The 21,663-nt window shown below is 73.2% G+C and carries 21 protein-coding genes; 11 read left to right on the top strand and 10 right to left on the bottom strand.

Annotation, left to right across the window (positions count from 1 at the left end):
* Positions 1-36 precede the first annotated feature (36 nt).
* Positions 37-1,410 (top strand): FAD-binding oxidoreductase, encoded by a 1,374-nt coding sequence (locus tag VR894_RS10585; protein ID WP_324651369.1) that lies wholly within the window; start codon positions 37-39, stop codon positions 1,408-1,410.
* Positions 1,411-1,506: 96 nt separating this feature from the next.
* The gene (locus tag VR894_RS10580; RefSeq protein ID WP_324651367.1) at positions 1,507-2,025 is read left to right on the top strand and encodes a DoxX family membrane protein; all 519 of its coding nucleotides are present in this window, start codon (positions 1,507-1,509) and stop codon (positions 2,023-2,025) included.
* Between the two features lie 137 nt (positions 2,026-2,162).
* Here VR894_RS10580 and VR894_RS10575 read toward each other — a convergent pair whose 3' ends face one another.
* The 3 genes from VR894_RS10575 to VR894_RS10565 are packed head-to-tail and all read right to left on the bottom strand — an operon-like array spanning position 2,163 to position 4,730.
* Positions 2,163-3,134 (bottom strand): DMT family transporter, encoded by a 972-nt coding sequence (locus VR894_RS10575; protein WP_324651365.1) that lies wholly within the window; start codon positions 3,132-3,134, stop codon positions 2,163-2,165.
* Entirely contained in the window at positions 3,125-3,958 is an 834-nt protein-coding gene (locus tag VR894_RS10570) for a CPBP family intramembrane glutamic endopeptidase (protein ID WP_324651363.1), read from the bottom strand. Before VR894_RS10570 ends, VR894_RS10575 begins: the two co-directional genes overlap by 10 nt.
* 40 nt (positions 3,959-3,998) lie before the next feature.
* On the bottom strand, positions 3,999-4,730 hold the full coding sequence (locus VR894_RS10565; protein WP_324651361.1) for an IclR family transcriptional regulator: 732 nt from the start codon (positions 4,728-4,730) through the stop codon (positions 3,999-4,001).
* Between the two features lie 107 nt (positions 4,731-4,837).
* Between VR894_RS10565 and leuC the strand changes: the two genes are divergently transcribed.
* A complete protein-coding gene (gene leuC, locus VR894_RS10560; RefSeq protein WP_324651359.1) occupies positions 4,838-6,265 on the top strand; it encodes a 3-isopropylmalate dehydratase large subunit in 1,428 nt (475 codons plus the stop codon).
* A gap of 13 nt (positions 6,266-6,278) precedes the next feature.
* On the top strand, positions 6,279-6,953 hold the full coding sequence (leuD, locus tag VR894_RS10555) for a 3-isopropylmalate dehydratase small subunit (RefSeq protein ID WP_324651357.1): 675 nt from the start codon (positions 6,279-6,281) through the stop codon (positions 6,951-6,953).
* A 66-nt stretch (positions 6,954-7,019) separates the two neighbouring features.
* Here leuD and VR894_RS10550 read toward each other — a convergent pair whose 3' ends face one another.
* The 5 genes from VR894_RS10550 to VR894_RS10530 are packed head-to-tail and all read right to left on the bottom strand — an operon-like array spanning position 7,020 to position 12,256.
* Positions 7,020-8,039 carry a LacI family DNA-binding transcriptional regulator gene (locus tag VR894_RS10550; protein WP_324651355.1) on the bottom strand — a complete coding sequence of 340 codons (1,020 nt, stop codon included), beginning with the start codon at positions 8,037-8,039 and terminating at the stop codon, positions 7,020-7,022.
* 34 nt (positions 8,040-8,073) lie between these two features.
* Complete coding sequence (locus VR894_RS10545; protein ID WP_324651354.1) at positions 8,074-9,033, bottom strand: glycosyl hydrolase family 32; 960 nt, start codon at positions 9,031-9,033, stop codon at positions 8,074-8,076.
* Between the two features lie 46 nt (positions 9,034-9,079).
* Positions 9,080-9,931 carry a carbohydrate ABC transporter permease gene (locus tag VR894_RS10540; protein ID WP_324651353.1) on the bottom strand — a complete coding sequence of 284 codons (852 nt, stop codon included), beginning with the start codon at positions 9,929-9,931 and terminating at the stop codon, positions 9,080-9,082.
* Positions 9,928-10,863 (bottom strand): sugar ABC transporter permease, encoded by a 936-nt coding sequence (locus VR894_RS10535; RefSeq protein WP_324651352.1) that lies wholly within the window; start codon positions 10,861-10,863, stop codon positions 9,928-9,930. The genes VR894_RS10540 and VR894_RS10535 overlap by 4 nt, the downstream gene beginning before the upstream one ends.
* Positions 10,864-10,918: 55 nt before the next feature.
* On the bottom strand, positions 10,919-12,256 hold the full coding sequence (locus VR894_RS10530; RefSeq protein WP_324651351.1) for a sugar ABC transporter substrate-binding protein: 1,338 nt from the start codon (positions 12,254-12,256) through the stop codon (positions 10,919-10,921).
* 333 nt (positions 12,257-12,589) lie between these two features.
* On the opposite strand from VR894_RS10530, the gene murA reads away from it, so the two are divergent.
* The 7 genes from murA to VR894_RS10495 all read left to right on the top strand — a co-directional run bounded on the left by murA (position 12,590) and on the right by VR894_RS10495 (position 19,653).
* Positions 12,590-13,924 carry a UDP-N-acetylglucosamine 1-carboxyvinyltransferase gene (gene murA, locus VR894_RS10525; protein WP_324651349.1) on the top strand — a complete coding sequence of 445 codons (1,335 nt, stop codon included), beginning with the start codon at positions 12,590-12,592 and terminating at the stop codon, positions 13,922-13,924.
* 160 nt (positions 13,925-14,084) lie between these two features.
* Positions 14,085-15,062, top strand: a complete 978-nt coding sequence (locus VR894_RS10520; protein WP_324651348.1) for an ABC transporter ATP-binding protein — start codon at positions 14,085-14,087, stop codon at positions 15,060-15,062.
* A 33-nt stretch (positions 15,063-15,095) separates the two neighbouring features.
* On the top strand, positions 15,096-15,929 hold the full coding sequence (locus VR894_RS10515; protein WP_324651347.1) for an ABC transporter permease: 834 nt from the start codon (positions 15,096-15,098) through the stop codon (positions 15,927-15,929).
* A 13-nt stretch (positions 15,930-15,942) separates the two neighbouring features.
* Positions 15,943-17,199, top strand: coding sequence for a sensor histidine kinase (locus VR894_RS10510; RefSeq protein WP_324651346.1), 1,257 nt, complete (start codon positions 15,943-15,945; stop codon positions 17,197-17,199).
* Complete coding sequence (locus tag VR894_RS10505; RefSeq protein ID WP_324651345.1) at positions 17,196-17,801, top strand: response regulator transcription factor; 606 nt, start codon at positions 17,196-17,198, stop codon at positions 17,799-17,801. The genes VR894_RS10510 and VR894_RS10505 overlap by 4 nt, the downstream gene beginning before the upstream one ends.
* A 71-nt stretch (positions 17,802-17,872) precedes the next feature.
* Positions 17,873-18,658: a lysophospholipid acyltransferase family protein gene (locus VR894_RS10500; protein WP_324651343.1), complete on the top strand. Its 786-nt coding sequence runs from the start codon at positions 17,873-17,875 to the stop codon at positions 18,656-18,658.
* Positions 18,655-19,653: an NAD(P)H-dependent glycerol-3-phosphate dehydrogenase gene (locus VR894_RS10495; protein ID WP_324651342.1), complete on the top strand. Its 999-nt coding sequence runs from the start codon at positions 18,655-18,657 to the stop codon at positions 19,651-19,653. Before VR894_RS10500 ends, VR894_RS10495 begins: the two co-directional genes overlap by 4 nt.
* A gap of 85 nt (positions 19,654-19,738) precedes the next feature.
* On the opposite strand, the gene VR894_RS10490 is transcribed toward VR894_RS10495, so the two are convergent.
* A complete protein-coding gene (locus VR894_RS10490; protein ID WP_324651341.1) occupies positions 19,739-20,434 on the bottom strand; it encodes a hypothetical protein in 696 nt (231 codons plus the stop codon).
* Positions 20,435-20,471: 37 nt separating this feature from the next.
* Positions 20,472-21,620, bottom strand: a complete 1,149-nt coding sequence (locus VR894_RS10485; RefSeq protein ID WP_324651339.1) for a PLP-dependent aspartate aminotransferase family protein — start codon at positions 21,618-21,620, stop codon at positions 20,472-20,474.
* Positions 21,621-21,663: the final 43 nt, after the last annotated feature.

Raw genomic sequence — 21,663 nt, 5'->3', positions numbered from 1 at the left:
GGGGGAACGACCAGCAACCCGACCGGGAGACACACCATGTCCGCACCACCCACCACACTCGACATCGACTCCGTCCGCGAGACCGTCGCACGCACTGTGCTCGTCGCCGGCGAGCCCGGCTACGACGAGCGGCGCGCCCTGCACACCGGGGGGTTCGACCGGCGACCCGCACTCATCGTCGTCCCGGCCGACGCCGCGGAGGTCGCCCGCGCCGTTGCGCTCGCCCGCGACACCGGCCTGGAGCTGGCGGTGCGCTCCGGTGGTCACCACGCCGCGGGCCTCGCCACGACCGAGGGCGGCCTCCTCCTCGACCTGCGCGACCTGCGCCAGCTGACGATCGACGCCGAGCGGCGCATCGTCCGGGTGGGCGCCGGGCTGACGGCGGGCGAGGTGACCCGGGCGCTGTCGCTCCACCGGCTCGCCGTCGGTTTCGGTGACACCGCCTCGGTCGGCGTCTCGGGGCTCACGCTCGGCGGAGGCATCGGTCTGCTGTCCCGCAAGCACGGACTGGCCGTCGACTCGCTCCTCGCGGCCGAGCTCGTCACCGCCGACTCCCGGCTGCACCGGGTGAGCGCGGACGTCGAGCCGGACCTGTTCTGGGCGCTGCGCGGTGGCGGTGGCAACCTCGGCGTCGTCACGTCCCTGACGTTCCGGCTCGTCGAGGTCGACCCGTTCCTCGGCGGGCGGCTCGTGCTGCCCGCCACCCCCGAGACGCTTGCGGGCTTCGTGCGGCTGGCCACCGAGGCGCCGCGCGAGCTCACGACGATCGTCAACGTCGTCCCTGCGGCCATGCTCGGGGGCGCCGCGCCGGCCGGATCCGCCGCGCTCGCGGCCACCCTCGCGTGGACAGGCGACCTCGACGCGGGGGAGGCCGCCGTCGCGCCGTTCCGGGCGCTCGCCACGCCGCTGGTCGACGACGTCGTCCCGCGCCCGTACGCCGACATGCTCGCCGAGGGGCCCGAGGGTGCGCCACCGGTGTCCGTCAACGACACGGTGTACCTGCGGTCCCTGGACGTCGACGGCGCGGCCGGGCTCGTCGACTGGGTCCGGGGGGCCGCCGGCTACCTGCCGGTCGTGCAGCTGCGGGTGCTCGGTGGCGCCATCGCCGACGTCCCCGCGGACGCGACCGCCTACGCGCACCGTGAAGCGCCGATCCTCGCCTTCGCGGCCGCCATCCTCACCGGGCCCGGCGACCGTGCGGTGGCCGGCGCCGACGTCGCGCGGGTGCTGACCGGGCTGCCGCAGCACCCCGGTGCCTACGTCAACTTCCTCGGCCACGACGACGGGCCCCGCGTCGCCGCCGCCTACCCCGGGCGGACCGGGCAGCGGCTGGCAGCGGTGAAGGCCCAGGTCGACCCGGACAACCTGTTCCACCGGACGCACGGTGTCGCACGCGGGGGTGGCCGGTGACCACGTGGGCGTCCATCGACGCGCAGCCCGCAGCGGACCCGGTCACCACGGGCGTCGACCGGGTGGCCGTCCTGAGCACGACGTGAGGACAGTGACATGACCGTCTTCCTCGTCTTCCTCGGCGCCACCGCGGCGTCGTTCCTCGTCGCCGTCCTGGTGCTGCGCCGGCGGCCACGCGCGTCCGCTGTGCTGGCGCTGCGCGGCGGTCTGGCGACACTGTTCCTCGTCACCGGCACCACCCACTTCGTCGTCTTGCGTGACGACCTCGTCGCCATGGTGCCGCCCGCGCTGCCGGCCCCGGAGCTCCTCGTCACGGTGACCGGCGTGCTCGAGCTGCTCGGCGCGGTCGGGCTGCTCGTCCCTGCCACGGCGGCGTGGGCCGCCGGGGGACTGGCGGTGCTGCTCGTCGCGATGTTCCCGGCGAATGTCCACGCCGCCTCTGCGGGCCTGACGCTCGGCGGTGACCCCGCCACCGCGCTCCTTCCCCGGACCCTGATGCAGGTGGCCTACCTGGGTGCGGCGCTCGCGGTCGTGCTGGCGACGCGGCGGACGGCATGGCGTCCGGGTCCGGCCCGCGGGCGTACCGAGCGCGACCTGCAAGACGCCCGGCGCTGAACCGCCGGGTCGGCCCGCCCGGCGGCCCGTCGGCCGATCCATCGGGCGGGACGCCGGACCGGCCCGCCCGGCGGCCCGTCGGCCGATCCACCGGGCGGGACGCCGGGCCGGTCAGCCGGCCGGCCCGCCGCGCCGACTCACGGGGCGGCCCGTAGCGGGGCCGCCCCGTCCCGCTGCCCGCCCACCCGTACCCGCTCGCGTGCCGGGCGCCGTCGGGTGAGTGCGACGCCGGCGAGGGCGATGACACCGCCCGCCGTCGTCGTCGCAGAGGGGACCTCGCCGAGAAGCAGCCACGACAGCACCACGGACACGACGGTGACGAGGTAGGCGACCATCCCCAGGCGCCCCGCCGGGATCCGGGCGAGGGCGTAGGCCCAGGTGGTGAACGCCAGCGCCGTCGAGAACACGCCGAGGTAGACCACGCCGAGCACGGCAGGCACCGCGGCCGTGCGCAGCTGGTCGGTGAGCGCGGGGGCGAAGGGCAGCAGGACGACCGTCCCGACGACGAACCCGAGCCACGTCGCGGTGAGCCCGTCCAGGTCCCGGAGGATCACCTTCTGGAGCAGCACGGAGGTGGCGTACAGCACGGCGGCCAGGAGGGCGAGAACGACGCCGCCGGCCGCGCCGGGACCGGTGAGCCCAGCACCGGAGACCCCGAGCGCCATGACGGTCACCCCGACGAGGCCGACGGCACCACCGACGAGGAGCCGGCGCGGTAGGCCCTCGTGCAGGAGCACGCCCGCGCCGAGCGCGATGAGCAGCGGGGCGACGTTGACGAACAGCGCCGCCGTTCCGGCGTCGATGTACTGCTCGGCGGCGTTGAGCGCGAGCTGGTATCCCGCGAACCACAGGACGCCGTAGCCGAGCACGAGACCGAGCAGGCGGCCCCGGGGCACTCGGCGGAGCACGCCCGCCCGCAGGGCCACCGGAGCCAGCACGGCCGTGGCGACGGCCATCCGCAGCAGGGCCATCGGACCGGGGGAGAGGTCGGTCCCCGCCGCGCGGATGACCACGAAGGACGAGCCCCACAGGAGCACGGTGACCGCGACCGCGGCGACGGCCGGCCACGACCGCGCGGGCATCCGGAGCGCGGGAGGGTTCACTGCCATCGGGTCCTGCCTTCCGTGACGGTCCGGTTGACCGAGGGGGACGTCGGGGGCGCGGTCCGGGGCGCGACCCGCCCCGCGAGGACGACCGCAGCGAGGGCGGTGGTGACGAGGGCCGCGACCGCCGGGTCGTAGAGCGACGGCGGGAGCGCGAGCCAGGCCGTGTTGGACCCGGCCTGGACGACCGCCGCGGCGGTGACGCCTCCGCCGGACGCGGCGACGAGCTCCTGCAGGACCACCCGCAACGCGACCGAGTAGGCCACCTGACCGGCGATCCACCCAGCGTCCCACCCGGCCTGAGCGTAGGCCCCCACGTGCCACAGGCCCCAGACAGTTCCGATCGCCACCCCGGAGGTCAGTCGTCCGAGCCGGTGCTGCCACAGCGGCTGCAGGTAACCGGTCCACCCCACCTGCTCGGTGAGCCCGGACACGACGAAGACCGCGGCCATGACGACGACGACGGACAGCGGCGCACCCGTGTCGTCACCCGTCCCGCCGCGGACCGCCGGCACGACGTCGGCGGCCGCCAGCAGCACCAGCGGCGGTGTCCCGGCCAGGACGAGCCACCACGAGCCGCGCCGGACGTGCCAGCGGGTCAGGTGCGCGAGGACGCGGCGCGGTCCGTCGGTGCCGTCGGTCAGCCTCGCTGCCGCGAGGGCGGCGAGCAGGGGCGTCACGGCCATCGCCGCGCTCGGGGGTAGCCGCAGCCCGCCCGGCAGCTCACCGGGGAGCAGCAGGAGCGGCAGCGAGAACAGCAGGACCAGCCCGAGGAACATGGCCGAGCGCCGCACGTCGGCTCTCATGACCAGCCCGGCGTTCTCCGTCACTGCACGTCGGTCAGCACCGCCGCACGGTGGCGGTGGGCGGTCAGCCCTCGGCGGTGTCCTCGGTCCGGCGGAGCACCTCGGTGAGGCGGTTCGCCGCGGAGACGACCGCGCCGGCGTGGAGGCGGCCCGGCTGGCGGCCCATGCGCTCCATCGGCCCGGAGACGGACACGGCGGCCAGGACCCGTCCGGACGGTCCGCGCACGGGCGCGGAGACCGAGGCGACGCCCGGCTCCCGCTCACCGACGGACTGCGCCCACCCGCGGCGGCGGACGCCGGAGAGGATCGTGGCGGTGAAGCTCGCGCCCTGGAGGCCCCGGTGGAGGCGGTCGGGCTCCTCCCACGCGAGCAGCACCTGTGCGGCCGAGCCGGCGCTCATGGTGAGCGTCGCGCCCACCGGGATCGAGTCGCGCAGCCCCATCTGCCGCTCGGCCGCGGCCACGCAGATGCGCTGGTCGCCCTGCCGGCGGTAGAGCTGCACCGACTCCCCGGTGTGGTCGCGCACCGCGGTGAGCACCGGACCGGCGGCTGCCAGCAGCCGGTCCTCGCCCGCGGCGGAGGCGAGCTCGCTCAGCCGCGGTCCGAGGATGAAGCGGCCCTGCATGTCGCGAGCGACGAACCGGTGGTGCTCGAGCGCGACGGCGAGGCGGTGCGCCGTCGGCCGGGCGAGGTGAGTGGCAGCGACGAGCTGCGCGAGGGTGGCGGGCCCCGCCTCGAGGGCTCCGAGAACCGTGGCGGCCTTGTCAAGGACGCCGACTCCGCTAGAGTTGTCCATGTGGCGATATTGGCATCTCACAAGTTGAGATGCAAGCCCCCGGGGCCGACCAGGCCCGGAACGAGCGAGAAGGTCGCGGCTACCGCCGCGCCCGAGAGGTGGAGAACATGAGCGGCACCCTGGCGGAGAAGGTCTGGAACGCGCACATCGTGCGCGAGGGCAGCGACGGAGCGCCCGACCTCCTCTACATCGACCTGCACCTCGTCCACGAGGTCACCAGCCCGCAGGCCTTCGAGGGCCTGCGGCTCGCGGGGCGTCAGGTACGTCGTCCGGACCTCACGATCGCGACCGAGGACCACAACACCCCCACCCTCAACATCGACCTGCCGATCGCGGACAAGACGAGCCGCACGCAGATCGAGACGCTGCGCAGGAACGCCGAGGAGTTCGGCATCCGCATCCACTCCCTGGGCGACGCCGACCAGGGCATCGTCCACGTCGTCGGGCCCCAGCTCGGGCTGACCATGCCCGGCCTCACCGTCGTGTGCGGCGACTCCCACACGAGCACCCACGGCGCGTTCGGCGCCCTGGCCTTCGGCATCGGCACCAGCGAGGTCGAGCACGTGCTCGCCACCCAGACGCTGCCGCTGCAGCCCTTCAAGACGATGGCGATCAACGTCGACGGCACGCTGCCCGAGGGCACGACCGCCAAGGACATCATCCTGGCGATCATCGCCAAGATCGGCACCGGTGGCGGCCAGGGCTACGTCCTGGAGTACCGCGGCGAGGCCATCCGCTCGCTGTCGATGGAGGCGCGGATGACCATCTGCAACATGTCGATCGAGGCCGGCGCCCGCGCCGGCATGATCGCGCCGGACGAGACGACCTTCGAGTACCTCAAGGGCCGTCCGCACGCCCCCGAGGGCGCCGATTGGGACGCCGCCGTCGAGTACTGGACGACCCTGCGCAGCGACGACGACGCCGTCTTCGACGTCGAGGTCCAGCTCGACGCCTCCGACCTCGAGCCCTTCGTCACCTGGGGCACCAACCCCGGCCAGGGCCTTCCGCTGTCCGCGAACGTGCCCAACCCCGCCGAGATCGGCGACGAGGGCGACCGCGTCGCCGCCGAGCGGGCGCTGGAGTACATGGGCCTGGAGCCGGGCACCCCGCTGCGCGACATCCCGGTCGACACCGTCTTCATCGGCTCGTGCACGAACGGCCGCATCGAGGACCTGCGCGCGGTCGTCGACGTCATCAAGGGACGCAAGAAGCACGACGACGTCCGCGTCCTCGTCGTCCCCGGCTCGGCCCGCGTCCGCCTCCAGGCCGAGGCCGAGGGTCTGGACCAGGTCTTCCTCGACTTCGGTGCCGAGTGGCGCAACGCCGGCTGCTCGATGTGCCTGGGCATGAACCCCGACCAGCTCAAGCCGGGGGAGCGGGCCGCCTCGACGTCCAACCGCAACTTCGAGGGCCGGCAGGGCAAGGGTGGGCGCACCCACCTCGTCTCGCCGCTCGTCGCCGCCGCGACCGCCGTCCGCGGCACCCTGTCCTCGCCCGCCGACCTCGAGCCCGCCCGCGAGCTCGTCAACGCCTGAGAGAAGAAGCGCCATGGAGAAGTTCACCCAGCACACCGGCGTCGGCGTCCCGCTGCGCCGCAGCAACGTCGACACCGACCAGATCATCCCGGCGGTCTACCTCAAGCGAGTGACCCGCACCGGCTTCGAGGACGCCCTGTTCGCGGCCTGGCGCGGTGACCCGGACTTCGTCCTCAACCAGGACGCCTACCGCACCGGCTCGGTGCTCGTCGCCGGCCCGGACTTCGGCACCGGCTCCTCCCGCGAGCACGCCGTGTGGGCGCTCAAGGACTACGGCTTCAAGGCCGTCTTCGCCTCACGCTTCGCCGACATCTTCCGCGGGAACTCGGGCAAGCAGGGCCTCGTGGCCGGCATCGTCGCCCAGGAGGACATCGAGCAGATCTGGAAGGTCCTCGAGACCGAGCCGGGCACCGAGGTGACCGTCGACCTCGTCTCGCGCACCGTCGCGTGCGGGTCGGTCGTCGCCCAGTTCGAGATCGACGACTACACCCGCTGGCGCCTCATGGAGGGCCTGGACGACATCGGCCTCACCCTTCAGCACGAGCAGGACATCACCACCTACGAGGAGTCCCGCGCCCCGTGGCGTCCCACGACGCTGCCGGCCAAGCACCTGCCGCCGGTGGAGGTCACCGCCGCCCGGCCGGTCGAGGACGGTGTCCCCGCCCACGACGCAGCGCCCCTACGCTGACCCACCCCCAGATATCGCCGAGAGCGGAGTTGTTGCGCAGCAACAACTCCGCTCTCGGCGTCGGATCTACGCCGGTGCCGGGCCGACTGAGCCGCGGCGCACGACGGGGCAGTGGACGAGCAGCTCCCCGGCCGCCGGCTCGCCGCCCATCTCCGCGATGAGCGACTGCGCCGCGAGGCGGCCCATCTCCCGGTGCGGCAGGGCCATGGTCGTCAGGCCGGGGGTGAGCTCGCTCGAGACGACGTACAGGTCGTCGAAGCCGATGACCGACAGGTCCTGCGGGATCCGGACCCCGCGCGCGACGGCCGCCCGGTAGGCGCCGATCGCCATCTGGTCGTTGAAGGCGAAGATCGCCGACGGCGGGCGGGGGGAGTCGAGCAGCACCCCCGTCGCGCGGTCCCCGCCCGCGGAGTCGGAGCGCTCGAGCACGACGAGACCCGGGTCGGCCTCGAGCCCGTGCGCGGCGAGGGTCTCCTGGTAGCCGCGCAGCCGCCGGTCGACGGCCGGGCCGTCGTGGAGGTCACGGATGAAGCCGATGCGCCGGTGCCCGTGGCGCACGAGCTCCTCGACGGCGGACCGCGCGCCCTGCTGCTCGTCGGGCACGACGAAGGTCGTGACCCCCTGCGCCGGCCGGGAGTCCAGGAGCACGGTGGGCAGCCCGTCGAGGACAGCCGGCACCGTGACCGAGCGGTGGTACATCGTCGCGTAGATCGCCCCGTCCACCTGCTGCTGCCGCAGCGCCCGCACGGCGTGCTCCTCCAGCACCGCGTCACCGCCGGTGTTGACGAGGATGAGCAGGTAGCCGGCCTCCCAGGCGGCCTCCTGGGCGCCCTGGATGAGCTGGCCGGCGTAGGGCGTCGTCGCGATGACGTCACTGATGAGCGCGAGGGTCCCCGAGCGCTGGGTGCGCAGCCCCCGCGCCAGGGAGTTCGGCGCGTAGCCCAGCTCGGCGGCCGCGGCCCGGACCCGGTCCCGGGTGCTGCCCGCGACCCGCGCACCGGCCGTGTCGTTGAGCACGACCGAGACCGTCGACGGCGCGACCCCGGCGAGCTCCGCGACGTCGCGGATCCGTGGCCTCCTCGTCACCGCCCGACCTCCCTCGTCCGCTGCTCACCACACTCTAGGACGGGCGCGTCACCCTGATCACACCCTGCTCGTCCACGGAGACGGGCATCGGGTCGCTGATCCGGCCACCGAAGCCGCCGTCGGGGTCGACGTGCTCCCACGCGAGGAGGTACCACTCGCCGCGGTGCTCGACGAAGCGCCCCGCGTACAGGCTCGCCGTGGCGTCCCCGAGCAGGAAGTGCTCGTCGTCGAGTCGGAAGGGACCCAGCGGCCCCGGCCCGGTGAGGAGGTGGGTGCCGCCCTCGGCGACGAAACCCGGCCGTGCCTGCCGCGCGGTGCTGTGCTCGGCGGCGGTCAGGCAGAAGGCCACCCGCCAGGCACCACCGAGGTGGACCAGCTGGGGTACCTCGAGGTGGTAGAAGTCCCCGGGCTCGGAGACGGGGGCCGCGGCCTCCCAGGTGCGGAGGTCGTCGGACACCGCGTGCCCGATGACGCCGCGCCCGTCGAGCGGGCCGTGGTCGGCGCGGGCGGTGAGGAGCATGTGGAAGCGGCCGGTCGTCGGCTCGTGCCAGACCCACGGGTCGCGCCACGCCTCCTCCCGGACGCCGTCGTGCAGGCGCTCGTACCAGCGCGGGTCGGCCTCCAGGACCATCCCGTGCTTCGTCCACGTGACGAGGTCGGGGGAGGTCGCGCGGCCGACGCGCTGGACGGCCCCGCCCTCCGCCGTCGAGACGCCGGTGTAGAACATGTGCCACTCGCCGTCGTGCCGCAGGACGCAGCCGGTCCAGGTGGCGAGGGAGTCGAAGTCCCCGTCCGGTCCGGGGCCGAGCGCGTCCGGCAGCACCGTCCAGGTGCGCAGGTCGCGGCTCACCGCGTGGCCGACCGTCGCGTTGTGGTGGCGCAGCTCGGGATCCCCGAGGGAGCGCGGCGCCTGGAGGTAGAAGACGTGGACGTCGTCCCCGTCGTGGGCGAACCAGAAGTCCCAGACCCAGCGGTCGGGCAGGGCGAGTGTCATTGCGGATGCGGTGCTTTCTGTCGGGACGTGCGGACGTCGGCGCGGGTCAGCCCTTGAGGCCCGAGGAGGCCAGGGACTGGACGAACCAGCGCTGGAAGACGAGGAAGACGGCGAGGACGGGCAGCACCATGAGCACGCCGAAGGCGAAGATCTGGCCCCAGTCGTAGGGCGGCTGGCCCTGGAAGACCGCGATCGCCAGCGGCAGGGGGCGCTTCTGCGGCTGGTCGATCATCATGACCGGCCAGAGGAAGGAGCCCCACGTCGTGAGGAAGGACAGGATCGCGACGGTCGCGAAGGCCGGCTTGGACATCGGCACCACGATCTGCACGTAGGTCCGCCAGACGCCGGCGCCGTCGATCCGGGCGGCCTCCTCCATCTCCTTGGGCAGGCCGATGAAGAAGGAGTAGAAGAGGTAGATCGAGAACGCGCTCGCGACGAACGGCAGGATCTGGATGTAGTACGTGTTGCGGTGGTCGTTGAGCGCGTAGAACAGCGGCACCGCGATCGCCTCGAAGGGCAGGATCGTCAGGGCGACGACGCCGAGCAGGACGGCGTCCCGGCCACCCCACCGCAGGCGCGCCAGGGAGTAGGCGGCCATCGAGTTGACGAGCAGCCCGACGAGGACGACGGCGCTGGTCACGAGCAGCGACGTGAGGAAGAAGTCGTGGAAGTAGCCGGTGGCCGGGCTGGAGAAGCGCCCGAGCATGCCGGTGTAGTTGTCCAGCGACAGGTCGCGGGGGACGAAGCTGCCGACGCCGTCGATGACCTCCGAGGACGGCTTGAAGCTGCCGATGACGAGGTAGGCGATCGGTGCGACGAAGACGAGGGACAGCACGGTGAGCACGACGTAGCTGCCCACCGCACGCGCGGGCCTGGGGGGCTTGGTCGCGACGGTCATGAGATCTCACGCTCCTCGCGCAGGACGCGGCGCTGGACGAGGGTGATCGCCAGCACGATGACGAAGAACAGCACGGTGATCGCCGAGGCGCGCCCGACGTTGTTGGCGTCGAAGGCGGTGGTGACGGCCTGGTACATGACCGTCGTCGTCGCGTCCTGCGGGCCGCCGCCGGTCATGATGTAGACCTGGTCGAAGAGCCGGAAGGCGAGGATCGTGGTGACCATCGCGACGAAGATCAGGGTGTTGCGCAGCCCCGGCAGGGTGACGTGGCGCAGCTGCTGCCACCGGTTCGCCTTGTCGAGCGCTGCCGCCTCGTACAGCTCGGCGGAGATGCCCTGCAGGCCCGCGAGGAGGATGACCATCTGCAGCCCGGCCCCCTGCCAGATCGACATGACGATGATCGCCAGCAGCGCCGTTCGCGGGTCGCCCAGCCAGTCCTGTGCGGGGATGAGCCCGAAGGACACGGTGTCCAGCACCGAGTTGAGCAGCCCGAGCTCGCCGCGGGTGTAGATGACCTTCCACACGACGGCGACCAGGGCCATCGGGAAGACGACCGGCATGAAGAAGAAGGTGCGGAAGACCGGCATCCCGCGCAGCGGCCGGTTGAGCAGCAGCGCGAGCCCGAGCGCCAGCGTCGTCTGGACGGGCACGACGACGGCGGCGAAGAGCAGGTTGTTGCGCAGGGCGGTGTAGAAGTCCCCCCGGAAGTCCGGGTCGACGAGGATGCGCCGGTAGTGCTCCAGGCCGAACCACGACGGCGGCTGCGGCGTGTCGAGGCGCACGTTCTGCGTCGAGAGCCAGCCCGCCAGGAGGAACGGCACGAGGACGAACAGGACCAGTCCCACGGCGGCCGGTGCGATCATCGCCCAGCCACCCAGGGCCTCTCTGCGTTTGGCGCGCGGCTTGCGCGCGGCCTGGACGGTGGTGGTCATCGTTCCTCCTCCCGGGCGCCGGGGGCGGGAGCCGGTGCTCCCGCCCCCGGCGGGGTCAGTTGAGGCCGTAGCCGTCGTTGTCCTGGAAGTCCAGGTCGATGGTGCGGGCCGCGGAGTCCAGCAGCTCCTGGGCGTCGCCGCCCTCGTAGGCGCCGAAGAACGCCTCGGAGAACTGCTGGCTGATCACCGGGTAGGCAGGGGTGATCGGGCGGGGGACCGCGACGCAGTCGGCGCTCGGCTCGGCGTCGCCACAGGTGGCCTGCAGGGACTCGGCGAAGATCGCGAGGGGTCCGTCGGCTCCGTAGAGCTCGCTGCTCTCCAGGACGGTCGTCGTCGCCGGCGGTGCGGCGTTGGCGTCGGTCATGGCCGCGACCTGGTCGTCGCCGGCGAGGAAGTCGAGGAAGGCGGCTGCCCCCTCGGGGTTCGCGCTCTCGGGGTTGACGCCCCACGCCCAGGAGCCCTGGCCGCTCTTGGGGCCGGCCCCGAAGTCGGGCAGGGGGAGCACGGCGAGGTCCTCGCCGAGGGCCTCGGCGTAGGGGTTGTACATCCAGTGACCCACCCAGCTCAGGGCCACGCGTCCGTCGACGAACGCGGCGTCGTCGGTGTTCGGGTCGATGTACTCGCGCCAGCCGGCGAAGCGCTCGACGGCCTCGACGACCGCCGGGCTGTTGATGTGCCCGTCGGCGGTGTTGTCCACGATGATCTGCTCACCGGTCGACCAGGCGACGGGCAGGAAGCCGTACGTGGGCCACTCGGCGCCGTAGTTCTCCTTGATGTCGAGGACCTGGCCGTCGGAGTCCTCCGCGGCCAGCGTCTCCAGGGCCGCCTCGAACTCGTCGACCGTCCACGCGTCGTCGAGGCCCTGGGGGTAGTCGACGCCGGCGGCGTCGAGGAGCGCGACGTTGGCGTACATGCCGAGCGAGGCGTCGAACTGGGAGATGCCGTACACCTCGCCGTCACCGGGGTAGGTGTTCTGCGCGAGCGCGGAGTCGGTCTGGTTCTCGAGCGTCTCGGCGGCGACGAGGTCACCGACCGGCGCGAGCTTCCCGGCGTAGACGAGCGAGGCCATCATCGGCCCGTCGTACTCCAGGACGTCGGGCAGCGACTCGGGGGACGTCGTCGTCACCGTGCTCGTGTAGTCGGCCTCCGGGACGAGCTGGAGGGTCGCCTCCACGTCGTCCTGGGAGGAGTTGAAGGCCTCGACCGCGGCCTCCAGTGCGGAGACCTCGGACTCCTGGCCCTGGTGCGCCCAGACGGTGATCTCGCCGCCCTCGCTCGCGCCGCCGCCGTCGCCATTGCCGCTGCCTGCGTCGTCGTCCCCCGACCCGCCGCAGGCCGCCAGTGTCAGGGCCGCCGCCAGGACGACCCCGATGCGTGCTCGTCGAATGTTCATGTGTGCTCCCGACCACGATGTCCGATGGGTGGATCGACTCGCTTCCGATTCGTGCCGAATCGATTCGGCACGATGCTTGCAGCCGTGCCCTCACCTGTCAAGGTGATGACCCGGGCCCGGGGGGCCGAGCGCGCCGGGGAGCGTCCGGTGACCTCCCCCGTTCCCCTCCGAGCTCCCCCGTCCGAGCGCGGCCTGTCGAGGAGAACGGGGCGCTCAGGAGGTGAGTTTGGCCATCTTCACCGACCCTTCACCGCCTCACATCGCTCTCTCACATCCGCGGCCTATGCTGAACTGTCCGGGTCACGCGGGCCCGACGTGGGCAAAGAGGTGTGTATGAGCGCAGTACTGCAGGTGAACGGCGGGGCTCCGCTGAAGGGTGACATCACCGTCCGGGGGGCCAAGAACTTCGTCTCCAAGGCGATGGTCGCAGCACTGCTCGGCGAGTCGCCGTCCGAGCTCAGCAACGTCCCGCAGATCAAGGACGTCGAGGTCGTCTCCGGCCTGCTCCGCCTGCACGGCGTCAAGGTGGACTACGACGTCACCGCAGGCGTCATCCGCTTGGACTCCAGCGACGTCGAGACGGCGCACGTCGCCGACATCGACGCCCACGCCGGCTCCAGCCGCATCCCGATCCTCTTCTGCGGCCCGCTGCTCCACCGCCTGGGGGAGGCCTTCATCCCCGACCTCGGCGGCTGCCGCATCGGCGACCGCCCCATCGACTACCACCTGGCGATCCTGCGCGAGTTCGGCGCCGTCGTCGACAAGCGCCCCCAGGGCATCCACATCACCGCGCCCCGCGGGCTCACGGGCGCCAAGATCGCCCTGCCCTACCCGAGCGTCGGTGCGACCGAGCAGCTCCTCCTCACCGCCGTCCGGGCGAAGGGCAAGACCGAGCTGAGCAACGCCGCCACCGAGCCGGAGATCATGGCGCTCATCGCCTTCCTCCAGCGCATGGGCGCGATCATCTCCGTCGACACCGACCGCGTCATCCGCATCGAGGGCGTCGACCGCCTCCGCGGCGCCCGGTACACGGCGCTGACCGACCGCATCGAGGCGGGCTCCTGGGCCTGCGCGGCGCTGGCCACCCGCGGCGACATCTTCGTCCGCGGCGCCGACCAGCACGGCATGATGGCCTTCCTCAACACCTTCCGGAAGGTCGGCGGGGACTTCGAGGTCTTCGACGACGGCATCCGCTTCTGGCACTCCGGCGGTGACCTCAAGTCCATCGTCCTGGAGACCGACGTCCACCCCGGGTTCATGACCGACTGGCAGCAGCCGCTCGTCGTCGCCCTCACCCAGGCCGAGGGGCTGTCGATCGTCCACGAGACCGTGTACGAGAACCGCTTCGGCTTCACCGACGCGCTGCGCGGCATGGGCGCCCAGATCCAGGTCTACCGCGAGTGCCTCGGTGGCTCGCCCTGCCGCTTCGGGCACCGCAACTTCTACCACTCGGCCGTCGTCTCCGGCCCGACGCCGTTGCGCGCCGCCGACATCGAGGTCCCCGACCTCCGGGGCGGGTTCTCCCACCTCATCGCGGCGCTCGCCGCCGAGGGGACCTCCCGGGTGAGCGGCATCGACATCATCTACCGCGGCTACGAGAACTTCATGGGCAAGCTCAACGCCCTCGGGGCCGACGTCGAGCCCCTGGAGCTCGCCCGGGTGAGCTGACCCACCCCGACCACCCGGCCCGCCCCCGCCTGCAGCCGGACCCTCTGCGGATCCCGCTGCGGGCGGGATGACAAACGTCATGGCGTCGCCGTGCGCACCGCACCTCGACCGGTGACGGCGTGCACTGCTCCGCGCCGGGAACCGGGTGGAGGGTGGAGTCATGACCACCACCGACACCAGCTCAGTCATCAGCATCAGCGGCGTGCACCGCCGCTACGGCTCCGGCCGGACCTCCTTCAGCGCCGTCCGCGGGGTCGACCTCGCGGTGCGCCGCGGTGAGCTCTTCGCCCTGCTCGGCACCAACGGTGCCGGCAAGACCTCGCTGCTCGAGGTTGTCGAGGGCATCGCCCCACCGAGCGCCGGCACCGTCACGGTGCTGGGCAGCGACCCCTACCGCGAGCGCCACCTCGTGCGTCCCCGGACCGGGATCATGCTCCAGGAGGCCGGCTTCCCCTCGGACCTCACCACCGTCGAGACCGCCCGCATGTGGCACGGCACGCTCGGCGCGCCGATGGCCGCCGAGGCCGCCCTCGACCTCGTGGGCCTGGGACAGCGCGCCCGCGTCCAGGTGAAGTCGTTGTCCGGGGGTGAGCGCCGCCGGCTGGACCTCGCCCTCGCGATCATGGGCCGGCCCGAGATCCTCTTCCTCGACGAGCCGACGACCGGCCTGGACCCGCAGTCCCGGCGGGACGCGTGGGAGCTCGTGCGCAACCTGCTCGAGGCGGGCACGACCGTCGTGCTCACCACGCACTACCTCGAGGAGGCCGAGGAGCTCGCCGACCGGCTCGCGATCATGCACGCCGGGGAGGTCGTGCGCGCCGGCACGGTCGAGCAGATCGTCGCGGGGGAGCCCGCCCGCATCCGCTACCGCACCACCGCCGGGGACCTCGCCGACCCGCGCACGCTCCACGGCCTGCCCTCCCTCCTCACAGCCGCACGCTCGCGCTCCGGCGTCGTCGAGCTCGAGTCCCGTGACCTCCAGGCCACCCTCACCGCGCTGCTCGAGCGCGCCAACGCCGCGGGCGAGCTGCTGACCAACCTCGAGGCCAGCCACGCCTCCCTCGAGCGCGCCTTCCTCGCCGTCGCGAACGAGGACGCCGACGACGTCGCCCGCACCCCCGAGCCCGCCGCCGCCTGAGCGGCCCCACGTCTCCCGAAAGGCACCTCGACCATGACCACCACCGCCCCTGACCTGTTCCGCCCGGCCACCGACTCGGCGCCCCGCGCCGGGCGCGTGCCCCGGGTGCTCTCCCTCGTCCGCGCCGAGGTGCTGCTGCTCGTGCGCAACCGGACCACCCTGTTCAACGCCGTCGCGCTCGCGCCGCTCACCGTCGCGTTCCTCGGCAGCATCGGCATGGTGCCCGACGCCGCGGGCAGCGCCGTCGCCGGCATGCTCCTCACGACCCTCGTCGGCCTCGCGCTGGTCATCGTCGTCTACTACAACCTCACGACGACGCTGGTCGCGCGCCGCGAGGAGCTCGTCCTCAAGCGGCTGCTCACCGGTGACGTCTCCCGCGAGGAGATCATCGCGGCGACGACCACGCCGGCCGTCGTCGTCCTGCTCGCCCAGCTGGTGCTCGGCGTCGTCGCGATGGCCGTGTGGTTCGACGTGCCGACGGTGCAGAACATCGTCTGGGTGCTCATCGCGGTCGTCGGCGGGATCGTCGTCTTCGCGCTGCTCGCCGCGGCCTCGGCGGGCCTCACCCGCACCGTCGAGACGGCACAGCTCACCACGCTGCCGATCCTCATGGTCGCCACGGCACTGTCCGGACTCGCCGTCCCCCTCCACGTCCTGCCCGACGTCGTCGAGCGGGTGGCGGAGTGGACCCCGATGTACCCGGTCGTCGCGCTCATGCAGCACGGCCTGGGCGCCGTCGCGCTGGACGGCACGACCGCCTCGGGTGCCCTCGCCGACGTCACCCAGCCGCTCGCCGCGCTCGCCCTGTGGATCGTCCTCGGTGCGCTGGCCACCCGCCGGTGGATGCGGTGGGAGCCGCGGCGCTGACAGGATCGCCTCCATGCGAATGATGGACGCGTGGAACCGGCGGACCGGTCCGGAGCGCTTCGAGACCTACACGCGCTGGACGCTGTACATCCTGCTCGGGGTGCTCCCGCTCATGGCCCTTGCGGTCGTGGGCGCCACCGGGGAGGACATCGACGCCGACCGCAGCACCGCGCTCATGGTCTACCTCGGCCTCATCGCCGTCCAGGCGGCCGTCTCGATCGCGGTGATCCGCGAGGGGGTCACCGCGTTCCGGGACAGCACCCCGCTGCGCCGCGGCCCCCTCGTCGTGCTGCTCGTGCTCACCGCGGTCACCGTGGTGGCCGCGATGCTGGCCCTGCCCGCCGCGGGGGACGTCGGCTGGCAGGGCCGGGGTGCGGGGGTGCTCATCGCGCTCGCCGCGGCACTGTTCGCGGTGACACCCGTGCTGACCTCGGGCGTCCTCCTGCCGGCCGCGCTCGCCTGCGGGGTGGTGGCCGCGCTGCTCAACCGGCCCGCCCTGGACTGGCCGCTCGTCGTCTCGTCCTCGATCGTCTTCTCCGTCGTCATGGTCGCGATCACCCCGAGCTTCCGGATCTCGGTGTGGATGCTCGGCGTCGTGTGGGAGCAGGAACGCACCCGTCAGCTGCACGCGCGGCTCGCCGTCGCGGAGGAGCGGCTGCGCTTCTCCCGCGACCTGCACGACGTGCTGGGGCGCGCACTGTCCGCGATCGCCCTCAAGAGCGAGCTGGGCGCCGAGCTCAGCCGCCGCGGCCAGCAGGACAGGGCGGCCGAGCAGATGCTCGAGGTGCGTGAGCTCGCGAACGACTCCCTCCGGGAGGTGCGCGCCGTCGTGGCCGGCTACCGGCAGGCGGACCTCGCGACGGAGGTCGCCGGCGCCCGCTCGATGCTGCGCTCCGCGGGTGTGCGCACCCGCATCATCGGCGAGGAGACGGCGCTGCCTCCCCGCGTCCAGGCGGCGCTCGCCTGGGTGGTCCGGGAGGGGGCGACCAACGTCGTGCGTCACTCCTCGGCCTCGACCTGCACCATCGACGTGGCGGTGGTGGACGACGACGGCGGGCCGGTCGCGCAGCTGACGATCGTCAACGACGGCGTGACGGGCGCCCCGTCGACGGGCTCGGGGCTCGTCGGCCTCTCCGAGCGGCTCACCCGGCTCGGCGGGACCATCACGACCGAACCGCGCGGGGACACGTTCACGTTGCGTGCACGTGTGCCGCTCGGCGGCGACGACGACGTCCCGGTCGGCGCCGGTGAGACGATGGGCGCACCATGATCCGGATCCTGCTGGCCGATGACGAGAACCTCATCCGTGACGCGCTCGCCGGCCTCCTCGGCCTCGAGGACGACATCGAGGTGGTGGCCCAGGCCGCGTCCGGCCCGGAGGCCGTGGCCGCCGGGCGGCACCACGCGCCCGACGTCGCCGTCCTCGACCTCCAGATGCCCGGGCTCGACGGCATCGCCGTCGCCCAGCAGCTCGCCGAGGCGGTGCCCGGCTGCCGGTCGATCATCGTCACCAGCCACGGGCGGCCCGGCTACCTCAAGCGGGCGCTCGAGGCGGGCGTGTCGGCGTTCCTGCCGAAGACCGTCTCCGGCAAGGTGCTCGCCGACGTCGTCCGGCAGGTGCGCGACGGCGGGCGGTACGTGGACCCCGAGCTCGCCGCCGAGGCGATCAGTGCCGGCGACTCGCCGCTGACGCCGCGCGAGTCGGACGTCCTCGAGCTCGCCGCGGACGGCACGCCGGTCGAGGAGATCGCCCAGCGTGCGCACCTGAGCCCGGGCACGGTCCGCAACTACCTCTCCGCCGCGGCGATGAAGCTCGGTGCCGCGAACCGGCACGAGGCGGTCCAGGTGGCCCGCCGGCACGGGTGGATCTGAGGCTCGGTCGCCAGGGTCCGCCACGCCGCCGGGGTCGCGAGGCGGCCCGCGCCCGGGGATACGATCCGTCGGTGACCAGGCCCGTCCCTCCGATGTACCGCACCGCCGCAGCGATCCTGCGCCCCATCCTCCGCATGACCATGCGCCGTGACTGGCGGGGCGTCGAGCATCTGCCGGCCGAGGGCGGGTTCATCGCGGTGGGCAACCACATGACGAACGTCGACGCGCTCGTCTTCGCCCACTTCCTCTACGACCACGGCGCCGCGCCGCGGTTCCTCGCCAAGCACACGCTGTTCGAGGTCCCCGTCCTCGGGTGGATGATCCGCAAGGCGGGCCAGATCCCGGTCCGGCGGAACACCACCTCCGCCGCCGACGCCCTCGGACCGGCCCAGGCGGCACTCGCCGAGGGACTGTGCCTGGGGATCTTCCCGGAGGGGACCTTCACCCGCGACCCGGACCTGTGGCCGATGACGGCCCGGCTCGGGGCCGCTCGTCTCGCCCTGTCGGTCCGCGTGCCCGTCATCCCCGTCGCGCAGTGGGGGGCGCAGGACGTGCTGGCCCGGTACGGCAAGGTCCCTCACCTCGTCCCGCGCCGGACGGTCCACGTGCACGCCGGCCCGCCGGTCGACCTCGACGACCTCTACGACCGCGCGGCCGAGCCCGAGGCGGTGCGCGAGGCCACCGAGCGCATCATGTCCCGCATCACCGCGATGCTCGCCGAGATCCGCGGGGAGGAGCCGCCCGCCCGCGTCTACGACACCCGGCGCGACGGAGACCCCAGGGCCGAGGAGCTCGCGGCCCGCGCCGCCCGCAAGGGTGCCAGGCGGGCGCGCCGTGGCCGCGGGGAGGCTGCGTGACCGCCGCCGTCCTCGGCACCGGCAGCTGGGGGACCACCTTCGCCTCCGTCCTCGCCGACGCGGGCAACGAGGTCGTCATGTGGGGGCGCTCGGCCGAGGTGTGCCGGGAGATCACCGAGCAGCACAGCAACGAGCGCTACCTCCCGGGCGCCGAGCTCTCCCCGGGCATCAGCGCCACCGGTGACATCCGTGCCGCCGTCGCGGGTGCCCGGGTCGTCGCCGTCGCCGTCCCGTCGCAGGTGCTGAGATCGGTGCTGTCCGGGATCGCCGACGCCCTGGAGCCGGATGCCGTCGTCGTCTCCCTCATGAAGGGTGTCGAGCTGGGATCGGGGGAGCGGATGAGCGAGGTGATCCGGGAGGTGCTCGACCTCGACGACTCACGGGTCGCCGTCGTCTCCGGGCCCAACCTCGCCCGGGAGATTGCCGCCCACCAGCCGACGGCGACCGTCGTCGCCGCGTCGGACGAGCGCACGGCCGCCGCCGTCGCGCACGCGTGCGCCACCTCGTACTTCCGGCCCTACACGAACACCGACGTCGTCGGCGTCGAGCTCGGCGGGGCGGTGAAGAACATCATCGCGCTCGCCGTCGGCATGGCTCAGGGGGCCGGCTTCGGCGACAACACGACGGCGACGATCATCACCCGCGGTCTGGCCGAGACCACCCGGCTGGGCCTCGCCCTCGGCGCGCAGCCGGAGACGTTCGCGGGGCTCGCCGGGCTCGGGGACCTCGTCGCGACGTGCGCCTCGCGGCTGTCCAGGAACAACACCCTCGGGCGCCACGTCGGTGAGGGCATGACCCTCGGTGAGGCCGTCGACACGACGGGCGGGACGGCGGAGGGCGTGAAGTCCTGCCGGGCCGTCCTCGAGCTCGCGGCGGCCCACGGGGTCGACATGCCGATCAGCCAGGCGGTGGCGGCGGTGCTCTACGAGGAGCTGCCCGTGCTGACGATGACCGAGGCGCTGCTCTCCCGCCCGCGGAAGGCCGAGGGGCACTAGACGAGGGCGCGTCACCGGGCGGACCGACGACGAGGCCCCCGCTCGCCGGTGCGTGCCGAGCGGGGGCCGGTAGCCGGGAGAGGCGTCAGCCGTCCTCGGGGTCGGCGATGTCGATGACGAGCCGCGCCGGGTCGGCGAGGGTGAAGACGCGGTAGTCCGCCTCGCCGCCGTCCACGCCGATGAAGAGCTGGGTCAGCCCCTCGAAGGTCCCCACGTAGTGGACCTCCTCGACGACGTCCGAACCCTCGACCGGCCCCTGCGGGGCGTAGTGGTCCTCGCCCTCGTCGGGGTAGCGGGTGCCCGAGACGTAGACGCTGAGGATGGCGTCACCGTCGACGTCGATGGTCTCGCCGCGGCCGTCCTCGACGGCCTCGGTGACGTACTCGGTCTGCCAGCCGGGAACGCCGTCGCCGGTGAGCTCGAGGACGACGCGGTCGTAGCCCTCGTGGTCGCCCACCCGCATGTCGACCGGCAGCAGCATGTCGCCACTCGGCTCGACCGACTGCGGCGTGCCCGCGGGCGCGAAGGCCGGCAGCGCGGCCGGGTCGGTCTCCTCGTCGGTGGGGCCGGAGGACGTCGGCGTCTCGGTCGGACCGGCGGTGGTCGCGTCGTCCGTCGGCGTCGCGGTGCCCGGCTCGGTCGTCTCGACGACGGGCGGCGGGTTCGTACCGTTGCCGGACGTGGGCGGCTCGTCGTCGCCGCAGGCGGCCAGGCCGAGAGTGAGCGTTGCCGCGGTTGCTGCGGTGAGCAGCCGGGTGGCTGCCCTGTGTCGTGCGGTCATGTGTGCCTTCCTCTGCCGAGCGGTGTCAGTCCCGATGCTAGACGAGCGTGGCCGCTGCCAGCCCGACGCGCAGGTCGCGCCACAGGTCCTCGACGTCCTCGATGCCGACGGACAGCCGGAGGAGGTCCTCCGGCACGGTCGGGGCCTCGGAGGCGAACCGGCGACGACGCTCCAGGCTCGACTCGACCCCGCCCAGGCTGGTCGCGGGTACCCACAGCTCGACGGCGGCGGCCAGCGCGTCGGCACCGGCCGCCCCACCCGCGGGGCGCAGGGTGATGATCGAGCCGTACCCGTCCATCTGCGCGGTGGCACGCTCGTGCTGGGGGTGGCTCGGCAGCGAGGGGTGGCTGACCGCGACGACGTCGGCGTGCTCGGCGAGCCGCCGCGCGAGCTCGGCGGCGTTGGCCTGGGAGCGCTCGACGCGCAACGCCAGCGTCCGCAGCCCACGCAGGGCGAGCCACGTCTCCCAGGGGCCGGCGATCGCGCCGCCGATGTCGCGGCGCTCGCGGGCGGCGTCGTAGACCTCCCGCGAGTCGGTGAGGACCGCGCCGAGGATGAGGTCGGAGTGCCCGGACAGGTACTTGCTCACCGAGTGGACGACGACGTCGGCCCCCAGCTTCAGCGGACGCTGCGCCAGCGGCGTGGCGAAGGTGTTGTCGACGACGACGAGCGCGCCGAGCTCGTGCGCCGCGGCGCTGATCTCGCGGATGTCGGCGATCTCGAGCATCGGGTTGGTCGGCGTCTCGGCCCACACCAGCGACGTGGGCCCGCCGGCGATGGCCGCGCGCACGGCGTCGGTGTCGGCGATGTCGACCTCGACCACCTCGATGCCGCTGCGCTCGCGGAGCCGTCGCGCCGCCACCAGGGCCGCGTGGTAGGCGTGCTGCGGCACGACGACGCGGGTCCCGGGCCGGGCGAGGTCGAGGGCGGCGCTGACCGCGGCCATGCCCGAGCCGAACACGAGGCCGGGCTGGTCGGCGTGCTCGAGCCCCGCGAGGGCCTCCTCGAGGGGCTCCCAGGTCTCGGTGCCCAGGCGCGTGTAGACGGGGACGCCGGGCTGTGCCGCCCCGCGGCCGATGTACGTGGAGGAGAGCACGACCGGCGGGTTGACCGGTGCCCCCTCGGTGCGGTCGGGTCGTCCGGCGACGACGGCGTACGTGGCGGGGCTGAGGTCTCGGTCGGTCACGCGCACAGGGTAAGCCCGGCCCCGCTGGATGTGCCGTGGTGAT

Source organism: Georgenia sp. H159, from assembly GCF_035607575.1.
Classification (GTDB): domain Bacteria; phylum Actinomycetota; class Actinomycetes; order Actinomycetales; family Actinomycetaceae; genus Oceanitalea.
Note: the sequence above shows the minus strand (reverse complement) of the source record. Positions and strands in the feature narration are given on the sequence as shown.